The organism is Pectobacterium jejuense, assembly GCF_026800125.1.
GTDB lineage: Bacteria > Pseudomonadota > Gammaproteobacteria > Enterobacterales > Enterobacteriaceae > Pectobacterium > Pectobacterium jejuense.
This window is the reverse complement of record NZ_JAPQKX010000010.1, coordinates 57,632-72,420: the sequence shown is the minus strand read 5'-3', so window position 1 is coordinate 72,420 and position 14,789 is coordinate 57,632. Positions and strand designations below refer to the sequence as shown.

Sequence of the window (14,789 nt, the reverse complement as noted above, 5' to 3'; positions counted from 1 at the left end):
TAAGTGTTATTTCAGCGTCGCTTTCACGACGGCTGACAGCGGCGTCGTTGGGCGACCGATCAGGCGGCTCAGTTGCTTACCGTCATCAAACAGCCCGCCTTTGGATGCACCAGTGTCTGAATCCGCAATGATCTGCGCGAAACCCTCAGGCAGCCCGGCTGAAACCAGCGCGGCGGCAAACTCCGCTTCGGACAGGTTTTGATAACCGATATTTTTGCCAGATTGTTTGCTGACTTCCGCCGCCAGTTCTGCCAGCGTGTAAGGCTCGTCACCAGCCAGTTCGTAAACCTTGCCAGCCTGCCCTTCCTGCGTCAGCACCGCGACCGCAGCGGCAGCGAAGTCTTCGCGCGTTGCTGAGGCAATTTTCCCCTCGCCTGCGCTACCGATAAACACACCGTGTTCCAGCGCCGCAGGGATGCTGGCCGCGTAGTTTTCGGTATACCAGCCGTTGCGCAGCAGGACATGCGGTAAGCCAGACGCTTTCAAAAGCGCTTCGGTCTGCTGGTGTTCTGCCGCCAGCGCCAGAGGCGATTTATCCGCGTGCAGCAGACTGGTGTACGCTACCAGTTTCACACCGGCTTTCACCGCTGCATCGATGACATTACGGTGTTGTACCGCACGCTGACCCACTTCGCTCGAAGAGATCAGCAGCACCTTATCCACACCTTGCAGCGCGGAAGCCAGCGCTTCTGGCTGATTGTAATCCGCGGCTTTCACCTGCACGCCTTTTGCAGACAGATCGGCAACTTTATTGACATCACGCACCAGCGCCACGATGTCGCTCGCCGGAACCTTCTCTAACAGTTGTGCGATAACCAAGCGGCCCAGTTGGCCGGATGCACCAGTAATAGCAATCATCTCGAGCTCCTTTTATTGACTGTCTTTATTAACCGTCTTTTGTTAACTGTCTTTTGTTAACTGTCTTTTGTTAACAGAGACTGGCTGGCATAATATCGGCAAAGCTAACTTTAAGTAAGTACATACATAAAGGTAAGTATAGTGAGTCAACCCAAAACGCCCATCGATTTATTGCCCCCCATTCTGCCAACCGGCAATGTCTTCGCTGAGAAATGTCCGTCTCGCCAGATACTTAACCACGTCACCAGCCGTTGGGGCGTACTGATTCTGATCGCATTACTTGATGATACGCATCGCTTCAGTCAACTGCGTCGACGGATTGGCGGCGTGAGCGAGCGCATGCTGGCGCAGACCCTTCAATGGTTGGAAAGTGATGGTTTTGTCCTGCGAACGGCCTATCCGGTTGTCCCGCCACATGTTGAGTATAGCCTCACCCCATTAGGCAAAGAGGTGGGTGTGCGGGTAAAAGAGCTGGCGATATGGGTCGAAGGAAATCTGGACGACATTATGGCGGCACAGCAGTCAGGCGAACAATAATCCATCAAAAATCCATCAAATCATAATCAATGCACCTCATGGACAGAGGTGCTGACTCAGGAAGCAGTGCGCTCGGGTAACAGGCGGGAAATATCAGAGAAAATGGCTTTCCAGGTCTCGTCATCGACCGCCATAAAGCCAAAATAGCGCAGCAGGAATGCCCCTTCAGAGGCCAGAAACGCCAGCCGAGCATCTCGCCCTTCCTGCGAATTCAGGTCAAGCCCGGCCAACTGACTGTCATACCACGCCTGCGATCTAGCAAGGTGCTCAGGCGCATTCAACAACGAGGCCATCATGCCCGCCGCTCGATCGCCTTCTGCGGCATCCGTCCGATAAGTGATGTCAACATGCGCACGCACTCTGGCTTCCCGACTATCATCCGTCCCGATGCACACGGCGGCCATCTCATCAAACTCATCTTCCCAGCGCTGATACATCGCGTGAATCAGCTCGTCTTTCGTCCCGAAACTCGACTGAATACCGCCTTTTGTCACGCCCGCCGCTTTAGCGACCGCATCGATCGTCAGCGCAGCCGTTCCCTGCGTGCGGACAATCTGCTCCGCCGCATCCAACACGCACGCACGATTAATGCTCTTATGACGCCCCATGTCTTCCCCAATTTAAAATACGTTTGTATTTAAAAAGCAATTCTATATCATCAGAACGCTATCCAACAGATGAAAAATAGAAGTTCAAGGTAGAGATCCTGCTATGCAATCACCAAAGAAGTGGCTGACCCTGGCCATTGTTTCCAGCGCACTGTTCCTGATTGTTATCGACATGACGGTGCTGTACACCGCACTCCCAACACTGACTCACGACCTGCACGCTACTGCATCGGAAAAGCTGTGGATCGTTAATATCTATGCGCTGGTAGCCTCCGGTTTACTGCTGGGGATGGGCACGTTGGGCGATAAGCTGGGCCATAAACCTCTATTTATTTCCGGACTGGTGGTCTTTGGTGCGGCGTCACTGTTTGCCGCTTATTCTCCCACACCCAGTATGCTTATCGCTGCCCGCGCGCTGCTCGCGGTCGGTGCCGCAATGATGATGCCTGCCACACTGTCGATTATTCGTCTGACCTTTACTGATGAACGGGAACGCGCACTGGCGATCGGTATCTGGGCTGCAGTGGCATCCGGTGGCGCGGCATTTGGCCCCGTGATGGGCGGGATACTGCTTGAGTACTTCTGGTGGGGATCGGTTTTCCTCATTAACGTGCCGGTCGTTTTGCTTGCGCTTATCATGGGAATCACCGTGATTCCACACCGGCCGGGCAACGCCTCCCACCGCTGGGATTTCATCGGTTCCCTATTAATCATGGTGGGTTTGATTGGTATCACCTATGCCATAAAAGAGCTGGGCAAGCGGGTTCCGTCTTATGAGGATGCGCTAATCGCTCTGCTTATCGGCGTGGCTTTCATTACCCTGTTCGTTCGGCGTCAGCGTAACAGCAAACATCCTCTGGTCGATTTCTCTCTCTTCCGCCTGCCCCCTTTCAGCGCGGCTGTAGCCGCAGCTATCGTAGCCGCTGCCGCCTTGATCGGAATGGAGCTGGCTTTCACCCAGCGATTGCAGTTAGTCGTCGGGCTGTCTCCGCTAGAAGCGGGGTTGTTCATTTTACCGCTGTCGCTGGCATCCTTTATCTCTGGCCCGTTAACTGGAAAGATACTGCCGCGCGTGAATAGCGGGACAATGCTAGCCGCTGGCCTGTTGATTTCGGGGCTCGGAATGGGAAGCTATCTGCTGCTGCACAATGCGCCCACCATTATACAAATCATCAGCCTGACCGTTATTGGCGCAGGCGTGGGCTCCACCATGACGGCCGCATCGAGCACTATTATGCAGGTTGCGCCAGCATCAAAAGCGGGTATGGCAGCGTCAATCGAAGAAGTGTCGTATGAATTAGGCGGCGCAACGGGCGTGACGCTGATGGGCAGTTTGCTGTCTTTCGCTTATTCCGCAACGTTTATGCTGCCCGCAGGGTTTGCCGCACCGGACACCGCGTATGACAGTCTGGACGAAGCGTTAATTTTTGCCGAATCCTTACCGGAAAATATGCGGCAGATGCTTACCACACAGGCCCATTCTGCCTTTGATTCGGGTTTTTCCATTGTGCTGGCCGCAGCCACGCTGATCCTGCTGCTGACCGCGGCCTTCGTCTGGACAACCCGCAATAGTAAACAGCATCGTCATCAGGCCGCCGATGTATAGCACCACCGACTCATCGGTCAAGACAGTAAAAATCCGCCTTCATAGAAGGTGGCTTTGATTGCGCCCCAGAGGGGCGTACTAAGTTCGGACTCCTAGAGCCCTCTCTTCACAGTTCATGAAGTGATAGTTGTTTCTCTTCTACTTCATGTTTTTCTTGATACTTTACATACTTACGAATCATCTCTGAGTTCACACCTACGGTGTCCACACAGTAACCTTTCGCCCAGAAGTGATTTCCCCATAATTTATGCTTACGCAGATAAGGAAATTTACTGAATAACCTTATCGCTGTTCTTCCTTTAAGGTGACCCATTACTTCTGATACCGCTAGCTTCGGCGGTATTTTTACCAACAGATGCACATGATCTATTTGCACATTTAACTCAACTATCTGAATTTTTAGCTGTTCGCTTAGGATCCAGATTTGACGATAGACTTCTTTGCCTACATTACCTTTTAGTATTCGGAAGCGGCATTTAGGTGTCCAAACGATATGATATTGACAATGCCACAGCACGTGGGAAGCTTTTTGAAACCTGCTCATGTTTAATTTCCTTATCAGTTGTGGGGACAACAGATAGGGATTTTGGCATGGGTAGGTTTTTACAGGCAGAGCCAAAACCAAGCCGATAACCACGTCCACAGGACGTGGTTTTGAGTTAGCAATAAAAAACGCCGTTCAATCACGAACGGCGTTGATGATTTAGCGACGTATTACACTATAACAACGTACTGCAAGGTAACGGTGTACGACCTGGAAACCTAGTAGGTTTCTTTACCGTATTGCAGTGAACGAGGCCCGTACAGCATACCGCGTGAATGGCCCGCTGCCAGCAGGCGCGCGCTGGTCACGCCAGCAACATCGTGGCCTTTGTCGGAGATGGTGTCCGCAATCTGGTTCACCGCAGCCTGCACCAGAATACCGATGATGCCGCCGTTAGCGTTTGATTGCTGCTCGTTGCTGGACGCTGTTGCGCTTCCGCTCCACAGCAGTTTTCCGGTACGCAGATCAACCAGACGCGCATCCGCAGAAACGCGGGTTTCGCTATTAATCACGATGTATGACGTGCCGTACTCTTTTACGTCCAAATACAGCGCAGCATCAGCACCAAAGATTTGCTGCAGCTTCGCGGTACTCAACGCATGAATATCCGACGCCGTCACCAGACCATTCTGCTTGAATGTCTCTTCCACAACCGCGACAGGGAATACATAGTATCCCGACTCTGCCAGCGGATAGGTGACCTGAGAAAGCAGGCTATAGCTCGCTTTCACATCCGGAGAATGGTTAACCGGTGGCAGTACCAGAATGGACTTAGGCTTGCTCTGCTTAAATGCCGTGTAGTCATAAGGCACGGGTTTAGCACAGCCAGTCAGCACCAGCGCAAAAACTAGACCACATAATCCTAAGAAACGATTCATTTAATGCTCCCTTTATTTTTACTCAACAGGAAGTCCATAAAAGGTGCTGATTCAGGGAATTTCGCTTTTTCAGTTTCAAACTGTTGGCGAGCTTCACTATCACGGCCAGTATTGGCGTACAGCAACCCAAGTTGAGCATAGAGTCCCGGCGGGACAGGTTTATTGGCGGCTTTGGCTTTTTCGATCGATTCATTCAAAGCAAGAATCTGCTGCTCAGGGCCGACTTTATCCTGTTGATAATAATCATAAAGTGCAGGCTGATATTTGTCCCAGCTGTAAATCGTTTTTGGCGCGGATGCACAGCCTGCTAATACTGCCGCTGCCAGTAGCAGGACAATTTTCTTATGAGATAACATGGTTATATTCCTATTCCATTAGTTCGCTGGGCGCCAGGCACCGCTTTCAATTCCTGCAACCAGATTATTGACGGCCTCACGAATCGCCAGATCCAGCACTTTACCGTTCAGCGTCGAGTCATAGCTGGCCGTACCGCCGAAACCGATAATTTCACGGTTAGACAAGGTGTACTCGCCCGCACCTTGTACGGAATACACGACTTCAGAGGTTTGTACGTTCACCACGTTCAGCGTGGTTTTTGCGTAAGCAACCTGTGTTTTACCGCGACCCAGGATGCCCCACAGCTGATGGTCACCCACTTCTTTGCGGCCAAACTCGGTCACATCGCCGGTAATAACATAGCTAGCGCCTTTCAGCGTCTGCGTTTGTCCTTTAATACCCGCTTCCGCCTTCAGCTCTTCCATGTTGGTACGATCCAACACATTAAAGCGGCCACTCTGCTGGAGATGGCTAACAAGAATGGTTTTGGATTGATTACCTAAACGGTCAACGCCATCAGAAAAAATACCGTTCATGTAGTTAGAGCGGTTTTCAAATTTTCCGATGGAAATCGGGCTGCGAACACCCTGATAAGGCGTACTGTAAGAAGTAACTTTCTGTGCTTCTACGGTACGGGAAGACTCTGTGGCACATCCGCTCAATAATGCAGCTGACATGAATACAGAACAAAGAACGATTTTTTTATTCATAACACTATCCCTTAGTGACAATCCATTAACCTGAGCAACGCTCTGTTATTGATTCATAATGAAAATGCCGCAAACACGCTATTTAGCCGCAACATTGTTTTGATGCATGTAAATAGCGCCCAACATTATGAGGGGAGTAAGTAAAAGTAACGAGTTATTTCATGGGGAAATTAACAAAAATAATGAAAACCAGAATGTTTACCCGAGATAAACCACTGTAAACCAGACAAAAAACAAGGTTATATACAACCAGACCATTACTTTCACATAACATTACAACTCACTGAAACGATTCAATAATTTTATTAGTAACACGTGTGAGATTTAACATTAACCGACTTTTTACCTGCTCTATATCAAGGTCAGGGTGTTATCCAACTATTAGGATAAAGGCCACGATCGAGGGATCCAGAGTGGGAAAAGGTAATGAACCGATTTGTTATTGCCAGTACTCAAGACTGTATGGGGTGCCATGCATGCGAAATCGCCTGTGTCATTTCACACAATGGCGAGCGCTATCCCGATGGCGCCGCGGTGTTTCAGCCCAGAATCAAAGCATTCAATACGCCAACGCTGCGGGCTGCCGTGACCTGCCGTCACTGTGAAGATGCTCCCTGCGCCAGCGTGTGCCCAACACAGGCCTTGATCAGAAAAGACAATAGCATTCAGCTCGTTCAGGAAAAGTGCATCGGCTGCAAAAGCTGTGTACTGGCTTGCCCGTTCGGCGCGATGTCCATGGTGACAAGCCCTGTAGACAACAGCACCATCGCCCACAAATGCGATCTCTGCGCCGATCGTCCAGAAGGGCAAGCGTGCGTAGAAGCCTGTCCAACTCAAGCCTTACAGCTCGTCAGCGAGCAAACGCTAGCGGCCCGCCGTCAGGAGAAACAGCAGGTAATGGCGCTACGTTCAGCCTCCCACTGGCAGCGTGAAACACCCGTGTTGAAAGCGCTGACAGCCCATCCGCTCAGCAAAAGAAAAAACTGGCCGCGTCGGGATGCCGAGAAAAAGCCGCTGACCCAGAGAACATCCACGTTTGATGAAATCTATCATGGCTTCTCGGTGCAGCAGACGGAAGATCAGGCTGACCGCTGCCTTTCCTGCGGCAAACGCGCAATCTGCGAGTGGACCTGCCCTCTACATAACAATATTCCCGAACTGCTGAGTCTGGCAAAACAGGGGCGGATCCTTGAAGCCGTAGAGCTGTCGCACCAAACCAGCAGCCTGCCGGAAATCTGCGGCCGAGTGTGCCCACAGGATCGGCTATGCGAAGGGGCCTGTACGCTGGGTAAGGAGTACGGCGCTATCACCATCGGTAACGTTGAACGCTACATTACCGATACCGCGATGGAAATGGGCTGGTCGCCTGATATGACGCGTGTCGTTCCCAGCGGCAAACGCGCAGCGATCGTCGGTGCTGGCCCAGCCGGGTTAGCCTGTGCCGATGTGCTGGCTCGCAACGGCGTGCAGGCCGTGGTGTTCGATCGCCACCCGGAAATTGGTGGGCTGCTCACGTTTGGGATTCCGTCGTTCAAGCTGGATAAAGACGTCCTGATCCATCGTCGTGAAGTGTTCAGCGCCATGGGAATCGAGTTCCAGTTGAATACCGAAGTGGGGAAAGATATTTCTCTGGCTCAGTTGCTGGACGACTATGACACAGTTTTCCTCGGCGTAGGCACCTACCGCTCCATGAAGGCCAACATTGATAACGAAGAGGCTCCCGGTGTCTTCGATGCGCTGCCGTTCCTGATTGCCAATACCAAACACGTTATGGGGCTACCTGAATTAGAGGATGAGCCTTATATCTCGATGGCGGGCAAGCGTGTCGTAGTGCTCGGCGGTGGGGATACCGCGATGGATTGCCTGCGCACATCTGTTCGGCAAGGTGCAGTATCCGTCACCTGCGCGTATCGTCGCGATGAAGCCAACATGCCCGGCTCGAAAAAAGAGGTGAAAAACTCCCGCGAAGAAGGCGTGGAGTTCATGTTTAACGTCCAGCCACAAAAAATCTGCCTCAATGAACAGGGCGAAGTGTGCGGCATTAGTCTGGTTCGCACCGAACTGGGCGAGCCTGACGCCAGCGGCCGTCGTCGTCCGCGCCCTATTCCTGGTTCAGAATTCGTGCAGCCTGCGGAAGCCGTGATAACCGCATTTGGTTTTCAGTCGCACAGCATGCCGTGGCTGGAAGACGCCGACGTCGGTCTGGATAACTGGGGATACATCACCGCCCCACTTGATAGCCAGATACCTTGCCAGACCAACCACCCGCGTATTTTTGCCGGGGGTGATGCCGTACGCGGTGCCGATCTGGTGGTAACCGCCATTGCCGACGGGCGCAAAGCCGCATTGGGAATGATTGCGACGATGGGGCTGACCGCCGTCACGGGAGCCATTCCCGCACACCCGCAGCGCCCCGAAACGCACGCAACCCGCGAGGAGCTCCGCTCATGAATCAATTTGTTATCGCCGAAGCAGAAAAATGTATCGGCTGCCGGACCTGTGAGATCGCCTGCGCGGTGGCTCATAGCGGTGGTCAAAGCGCACAGCTGCGGCCTTCTCACTTCTTTCCCCGCCTGAAGGTCGTTAAAAGCGCCATGGTCAGTGTCCCCGTTCTTTGCCGTCAATGTGAGAACGCCCCCTGTGCCAGCGTATGCCCGAATGACGCGCTGGTGCGCGATCGAAATAGCGTCCAGGTTATTCAGTCCCGTTGTATCGGCTGCAAAAGCTGCGTGGTCGCCTGTCCTTTCGGGGCCATCAATGTGGTGACAAAAGCGTCGAATGACGAGGGGGAAGCCCCCCTCACGCAAAGCGAGGTTCACAAATGTGATTTATGCGTGGATGTCGCCCAGAGCCCTTCCTGCGTCAGCGTGTGTCCGACATCGGCGCTGCGATTAGTAACAGCGGATGAGTTGCGCAAACAGACGCTGGAAAAACAGCGGCGTTCCGCACTGGGGTGGCAGAGTCATTAAAACAGACTGGAAGGTGGCGGACAGGGAAGGATCGCCACAAAACATACGATGCAGAAAATTCGGTGTGCCTAATTAATAATTATCGCCGATTTATCCATCGATTTTTCTTTAGATCATATATTAGTCTGATAATATGCATTGGTAATGCCTGATAGGTTCCCATCTTTTATCACGATCACGGAGTGAACAATGACCTGCCATTTTGTCAGGTGGACAAGCACGGAAGCGCTTCCTGACTTACAAAGACTGCCCGATAGGCTCATCTCATCAACACAAGGTTTTTCAGCCAAACGCCGCGAGCGTTATCTGAAGAGTCGAGTGCTGCTGGCTGAGATGATGTTCTATTTTTTCGGCTATCCGCTGTTGCCCACGCTACTTGTGTCCCCTGAAGGACGCCCTTATTTTGCCGATCCCAATATGCCCAATTTCAGCATCGGCTATGCAGGCAATACTATCGCCATCCTCCTGAGCGAAGAAGGCAGCGTCGGTATGGATATCGAAATCGTTCATGTCAGGCCAACAAATCAGGTCGTCCCACAGATGCAGGCGCAGACACAGGCCGAACAGGCGTGGATCGACGCGCAGCGCGATCCGTTGGAGGCAGCAACGCAGCTATGCACCATCCGCCAGTCATTGATGAAGATCCCTGGCGTGAATAGCCACCCTCCCAATAACCTGAAACTCCACCCCGCCTCTGGCAGGTTGCGTTCAACCTGCACCCCCGCCGTAGAAGTAATGAGCGATGTTGATGATTACCTTGCCTGGGCCTGTGCCCATATCCCCACACTTAACCGATTGATCATGTGGAAATACACGTCGGCAACGGGCATGAGAAAGTCGGGGGAAATCCTACAGCAGCAGCGCCAGTCTTTACGCTATATGAAATTAACCAGCCATACGATAGAAAAAGCCATCTCTACCGCCTCACAGTAGCCAGCCGCCTTGTCGCAGGCTGAGGCTCCGGGAAAGCCCCGGAGCCACGAACATATTAATGCCCGTCGATAAACACGATTTTCAGCAGGAACAGCAGCGCAACTACGACCACGCAAGGGCTGATTTCACGCCAGCGGCCCGTCGCCAGCTTCATCACGCAGTAAGAAATGAAGCCCAGCGCGATCCCTTCAGTAATAGAGAAGCTGAACGGCATCATTACCGCGGTAATAAAGGCCGGAACGGCTTCCGTCAAGTCATCCCACTTCACGCGCGCCAGGCTGGACGTCATCAATACGCCCACGTAAATCAGTGCGCCAGCGGCCGCATAGGCAGGCACCATACCCGCCAACGGCGACAGGAAGATCACCAGCAGGAACAGCAGACCCACAACCACAGCCGTCAGGCCGGTACGTCCGCCCACGGATACGCCAGAAGAGCTTTCAATATAGGCGGTAACGGATGACGTCCCGATAAATGAACCGGCCACAGAGCTAACGCTATCAACATACAGCGCCTGCTTCATGCGCGGGAATTTACCGCGAGCATCAACCAGACCGGCTTTATCCGTCACGCCAATCAGCGTACCGGATGAGTCAAACAGGTTAACCAGCATGAAGGAGAAGATAATGCCGGACATCCCGAGGTTCAGCGCCCCGGCCAGATCAACCTGACCCACCACCGACATTACGCTCGGCGGCATGGAGAACACGCCAGAATACGTCACATCGCCCAGCAGCAGGCCAATTGAGGTGGTCACCACGATGGAGATCAGTACCGCAGCATGAATATTACGTGAAGCCAGCGCCACAATAATGAAAAAGCCCAGCGCACCCAGCAGCACGCTGTGTGACGTTAGGTTACCAATCGTCACCAGTGTTTCAGGGTTAGGAACGATAATACCGGCGTTTTTCAGGCCCATCATGGCAATGAACAACCCGATACCGCTGGCGATACCCAAACGCAGGCTAAGCGGGATATTGGCGATCATCCAATAGCGAATCTGGAAGATAGTCAGCAACAGGAAACCGATTGCGCCCCAGAAAATAGCACCCATCGCAACCTGCCATGGCAGACCCATCGCACCGACAACGACAAAAGCGAAAAACGCATTCAGCCCCATTGCAGGCGCCAGCGCCACAGGCAGGTTAGCCAACAGCCCCATCAAAATGCTGCCGAATGCCGCAATCAGACAGGTGGTCACAAAGACCGCTTTGGTATCCATCCCCGCCACACCCAGAATCTGCGGGTTAACAAAAACGATGTAGACCATCGTCAAAAACGTCGTGAAACCGGCAATCGTTTCCGTACGTGCTGTCGTGCCGTGTTGTTTAAGTTTAAACACGCGCTCCAGCAGGCCTTGCTCGGTAGCAAGACCGGGTTGTGATTTATTCATTAGTAACAATCCAAAGAAGGGAATAACTGTCGTCGGGTATCCTATAACAAAACGCTGTGTTTTTACGTTGATCCCACGTTTTTTTTCATCGAATAAGAAGAACCTATTAACGTCATCGTTTTCTCTCGGTTAAATCCCCCCAATTTTACGCAAGATAGCGCTAAAAATGGCTTTGAAGGTCGCAATATCGAGTCAATTGGTTAAAGTAGGAGCCTCATCTTTTATTTCATCGATAAGGATTGGTCATGCCCCGTATTGAATGCGTCTTCTTCGACTGTGATGGCACGCTGGTTGATAGCGAAGTGCTGTGTTGCCAGGCTTATGTGAATATCTTCGTCCCGTATGGGGTGAACTTATCGCTGGAGGAGGTGATAAAAACCTACAAGGGCGTGAAGCTGTACGAGATTATTGCCCGCATCAGCCAGCAGCATGGCTTAACCGTATCGGTAGACGATGCGGAGCGTCATTTCCGGCAAGAGGTGAAGCGTCTGTTCGATGAATTCCTGCAACCTATCGAGGGCGCACGTGAGTTAGTGCAGTCGATTACCGTTCCTATGGCCGTGGTGTCCAATGGTCCGGTCAGCAAGATGCAGCATTCGCTCGGCCTGACGCATATGCTCGATCTGTTTGGCGACCATCTCTACAGCGGCTACGATCTGAAAAAATGGAAGCCCGATCCGGCGGTGCTGTATCACGCCGCCGAGCAGTTACAGCTTCCCATCGAGCACTGCATTCTGGTTGAAGATTCCGCCGCTGGCGTACAGGCTGGCATCGCTGCGGGTATTCCGGTGTTCTATTACTGCGCCGATCCCCATAACCAGCCGATCCATCATCCGCTGGTCACGATGTTCGATGATATGCGCGAACTGCCGCAAATCTGGCGCGAAAAAGGCTGGAATATCACCGAGCAGGAATAAACCACAAAAAGGCTGGTTTGAGGCTACTGACAAAGGTCGCCGTTTTCGTTCTGCAAATAAGTTTGTCGACAATCTGCAGCGTCAGGCTGGCTTATTCCGCCACCACAGCAAACGGCGTTTCGGCTGCTTTTCCTGCTGGTTAAAACGGGCATTAACCCCGTTAGCCAGCAGTTCCAGCGACAGACAAAACACAAAGTAGACCAGCGCGACAAACAGGAAAACCTCCATCGGGTAGACCATGCTGCGGTTATTGACCTGCGTAGCAAGAAACGTCAGCTCGCCGACGCCAACAATGTAGGCCAGTGAGGTGTCTTTAATCAGGGAAATCCACTGGTTGATGAAGGAAGGCACCATCATCCGCAACGCCTGCGGCAGGACAATCTGCCACAACACCTGCCAGCGGCTTAAGCCCAATGAGAGTCCAGCCTGCCACTGACCGCGTCCAATAGCGACAATACCGGCCTTCACGCCATGCGCCAGATACGCCGAGGCGATCAGCGCCAGCGCACACACCACGGTCGTAATTTCAGGGATATCGACGCCAAAAACGATCGGCAGCAGGAAGTAGGTCCAGAAAATCAGCATGATGACGGGAATCGCACGGAAGAACCCCAACACCATCGCCAACAACGCACTCCACCATCCCCGAGACATCGCCAGCGCCACGCCTAACACCGTACCCAAAACAGCAGAGGCTACGCCCGCCAGCAGACTCATCACCAGCGTCAACACCGCGCCACCCAGCGGGCCATCCGGGAACGTGCCCCACATCAAATAGTCGATGTTATCGGTGATAACGGTAAAATCCATCTTAGTGTCTCTCCGCCAGACTACGCTGCTGACGCCACATGCCCCAGCCTTCCATCACCGCAATAATCACGATGTACAATACCGTCGCTACGCCAAACGCCTGAAACGTGCGCAAGGTTTCCGTCTCCACCTGACGCGATGCGTAAGACAATTCAGCGACGCCAATCGCCATCGTCAACGATGAGTTCTTAACGATATTCATGTACTGCCCAAGCAGCGGCGGCAGGGCGATTTTTAGCGCCTGCGGCAGCACCACATAACGCATGGATTGCCAGCCAGTTAATCCCAGAGCATGCGCCGCGTACTTCTGCCCGCGCGCTACACCGCGAACACCGGAGCGGATTTCCTCCGCAATAAACGCGCTGGAGTAGAGCGTCAGCCCGGCCAATCCCGCCAAAAACTCAAAAGAAGGCCACGCTAACGTCGTGCCCAGCAGCGAAAGAGCATGTGGGGTGTTCAGCCATTGCATCATCTCTGAGGGAAAAAGCTGCCCGGCACCGAAATACCAGAAAAACAGCTGCACCAGCAGCGGCGTATTACGAAATAGCGAGCTATAGGCCACCACAACGCCGCGCAGCACACGAATATGGCTGTCTCTGGCCGCTGCCAACAGAAAGCCCAACACCGTAGACAGCACGATCGTACTCAGGGAAATGCCCAGCGTGATCAGGAAACCGTGCCACAGCCAGATGAGGTATTGAGGAGCCAACAGCCACGATTCAAGCGATTGCAGCGCCGTATCCATGCGTTTTATCTCTCTTTGTCATTATTACGAGGTATAAATAGAAACGCCCCCTGCAATGCAGAGGGCTGAGATCATAGCACTAGGCGTCAGCTATCAGGATTTAGGTTGTTGATCCAACGGGGCAAAGGTGAAATCGCCGCGCGGCTGGGATGATTTCGTGCTCGGCCCGAACCAGCGGTCGTAAATCGTCTTCGCTTCACCCTGTTTTTCCAAATTAATCAGCGTGTCGTTAATTTTCGCCGTCAGACGCTCTTCGCCTTTCGGGATTCCAACGCCTTGATACTCTTTGGTAATGCTGAACGGAGAGATTTCAAACTCCGCCTTCTGGGCATCAGGCACGTTAGCCAGCAAGCCGACCAACTTAGCATCATCCTGCGTGATGGCCTGAACGTTGCCGTTACGCAGCGCGGCGAAAGCCAGCGGCGTATCGTCATAGGAAATCACTTTGGCCGTCGGGTAATGTTCGCGCAGGGTAATTTCCTGCACGGTGCCTTTATCCGCGCCAATACGCAGCGTTTTGATGTCTTCCGGCGTTTTCAGCACGCCTTTACGGGCGATGAATTTTTGTCCGGTAGCGAAGTAAGGAATACTAAAGTTAACCTGCTTGGCACGCTCATCGGTAATGGTGAAGTTCGCGGCGATCAGATCGACTTTCTGCGAGCTTAACAGCGGAATGCGGTTAGCCGGATTAGTTGCGCGCAGCTCAACTTTTACGCCCAGCGCCTTACCAATCGCCTCAGCGATGTCCACGTCATAACCCACCAGCTTTTTGCTCTGCGGATCGACATAGCCAAACGGCGGATTACTGTCGAAGACGGCAATTTTCACCACGCCCGCCTTCTGAATATCATCTAATTTATCTGCCTGTGCAGCACCAGAAACGGAAGCCAACCCGGCCAATAAAGTCACTGTCAAAATCTGCTTTTTCATTCCCTGCCCCTTAAT

16 protein-coding genes are annotated in these 14,789 nt (G+C 52.7%); 6 read left to right on the top strand and 10 right to left on the bottom strand.

Features of this window, described 5'->3' with window-relative positions; all coding sequences use genetic code 11:
• Positions 1 to 6 precede the first annotated feature (6 nt).
• Entirely contained in the window at positions 7 to 858 is an 852-nt protein-coding gene (locus NXT09_RS17760) for an SDR family oxidoreductase (RefSeq protein WP_268580739.1), read from the bottom strand.
• A 141-nt stretch (positions 859 to 999) separates the two neighbouring features.
• On the opposite strand from NXT09_RS17760, the gene NXT09_RS17755 reads away from it, so the two are divergent.
• Positions 1,000 to 1,395, top strand: a complete 396-nt coding sequence (locus tag NXT09_RS17755) for a winged helix-turn-helix transcriptional regulator (RefSeq protein ID WP_095993289.1) — start codon at positions 1,000 to 1,002, stop codon at positions 1,393 to 1,395.
• 56 nt (positions 1,396 to 1,451) lie between these two features.
• Here NXT09_RS17755 and NXT09_RS17750 read toward each other — a convergent pair whose 3' ends face one another.
• The gene (locus NXT09_RS17750) at positions 1,452 to 2,003 is read right to left on the bottom strand and encodes a TetR/AcrR family transcriptional regulator (RefSeq protein ID WP_268580738.1); all 552 of its coding nucleotides are present in this window, start codon (positions 2,001 to 2,003) and stop codon (positions 1,452 to 1,454) included.
• A 103-nt stretch (positions 2,004 to 2,106) separates the two neighbouring features.
• Here NXT09_RS17750 and NXT09_RS17745 point away from each other — a divergent pair, with 103 nt between their 5' ends.
• On the top strand, positions 2,107 to 3,609 hold the full coding sequence (locus tag NXT09_RS17745; protein WP_268580737.1) for an MFS transporter: 1,503 nt from the start codon (positions 2,107 to 2,109) through the stop codon (positions 3,607 to 3,609).
• 106 nt (positions 3,610 to 3,715) lie between these two features.
• Here NXT09_RS17745 and tnpA read toward each other — a convergent pair whose 3' ends face one another.
• From tnpA to NXT09_RS17725, 4 genes are all read right to left on the bottom strand, one after another.
• On the bottom strand, positions 3,716 to 4,153 hold the full coding sequence (gene tnpA / locus NXT09_RS17740) for an IS200/IS605 family transposase (protein WP_205549498.1): 438 nt from the start codon (positions 4,151 to 4,153) through the stop codon (positions 3,716 to 3,718).
• A 218-nt stretch (positions 4,154 to 4,371) separates the two neighbouring features.
• The gene (locus NXT09_RS17735) at positions 4,372 to 5,031 is read right to left on the bottom strand and encodes a DUF799 domain-containing protein (RefSeq protein ID WP_240584164.1); all 660 of its coding nucleotides are present in this window, start codon (positions 5,029 to 5,031) and stop codon (positions 4,372 to 4,374) included.
• On the bottom strand, positions 5,028 to 5,387 hold the full coding sequence (locus NXT09_RS17730; RefSeq protein WP_010302423.1) for a DUF4810 domain-containing protein: 360 nt from the start codon (positions 5,385 to 5,387) through the stop codon (positions 5,028 to 5,030). The genes NXT09_RS17735 and NXT09_RS17730 overlap by 4 nt, the downstream gene beginning before the upstream one ends.
• Before the next feature lie 18 nt (positions 5,388 to 5,405).
• Positions 5,406 to 6,077 carry a CsgG/HfaB family protein gene (locus NXT09_RS17725; RefSeq protein WP_180776266.1) on the bottom strand — a complete coding sequence of 224 codons (672 nt, stop codon included), beginning with the start codon at positions 6,075 to 6,077 and terminating at the stop codon, positions 5,406 to 5,408.
• Between the two features lie 426 nt (positions 6,078 to 6,503).
• On the opposite strand from NXT09_RS17725, the gene aegA reads away from it, so the two are divergent.
• From aegA to NXT09_RS17710, 3 genes are all read left to right on the top strand, one after another.
• Complete coding sequence (aegA, locus tag NXT09_RS17720) at positions 6,504 to 8,528, top strand: formate-dependent uric acid utilization protein AegA (RefSeq protein WP_268580736.1); 2,025 nt, start codon at positions 6,504 to 6,506, stop codon at positions 8,526 to 8,528.
• Entirely contained in the window at positions 8,525 to 9,046 is a 522-nt protein-coding gene (locus NXT09_RS17715) for a 4Fe-4S dicluster domain-containing protein (RefSeq protein WP_268580735.1), read from the top strand. Before aegA ends, NXT09_RS17715 begins: the two co-directional genes overlap by 4 nt.
• Before the next feature lie 189 nt (positions 9,047 to 9,235).
• Entirely contained in the window at positions 9,236 to 9,979 is a 744-nt protein-coding gene (locus NXT09_RS17710; protein ID WP_094370743.1) for a 4'-phosphopantetheinyl transferase family protein, read from the top strand.
• A gap of 55 nt (positions 9,980 to 10,034) precedes the next feature.
• Here NXT09_RS17710 and NXT09_RS17705 read toward each other — a convergent pair whose 3' ends face one another.
• A complete protein-coding gene (locus tag NXT09_RS17705) occupies positions 10,035 to 11,372 on the bottom strand; it encodes an NCS2 family permease (RefSeq protein ID WP_010302438.1) in 1,338 nt (445 codons plus the stop codon).
• A 245-nt stretch (positions 11,373 to 11,617) separates the two neighbouring features.
• Between NXT09_RS17705 and yieH the strand changes: the two genes are divergently transcribed.
• Positions 11,618 to 12,289, top strand: coding sequence for a 6-phosphogluconate phosphatase (gene yieH, locus NXT09_RS17700; RefSeq protein WP_240584161.1), 672 nt, complete (start codon positions 11,618 to 11,620; stop codon positions 12,287 to 12,289).
• Between the two features lie 81 nt (positions 12,290 to 12,370).
• On the opposite strand, the gene NXT09_RS17695 is transcribed toward yieH, so the two are convergent.
• The 3 genes from NXT09_RS17695 to NXT09_RS17685 form a co-directional block, all read right to left on the bottom strand.
• Positions 12,371 to 13,099, bottom strand: a complete 729-nt coding sequence (locus NXT09_RS17695; protein ID WP_268580734.1) for an amino acid ABC transporter permease — start codon at positions 13,097 to 13,099, stop codon at positions 12,371 to 12,373.
• A 1-nt stretch (position 13,100) separates the two neighbouring features.
• Entirely contained in the window at positions 13,101 to 13,844 is a 744-nt protein-coding gene (locus NXT09_RS17690; protein ID WP_268580733.1) for an amino acid ABC transporter permease, read from the bottom strand.
• A gap of 93 nt (positions 13,845 to 13,937) precedes the next feature.
• Complete coding sequence (locus NXT09_RS17685) at positions 13,938 to 14,774, bottom strand: ABC transporter substrate-binding protein (RefSeq protein ID WP_010681432.1); 837 nt, start codon at positions 14,772 to 14,774, stop codon at positions 13,938 to 13,940.
• Positions 14,775 to 14,789: the final 15 nt, after the last annotated feature.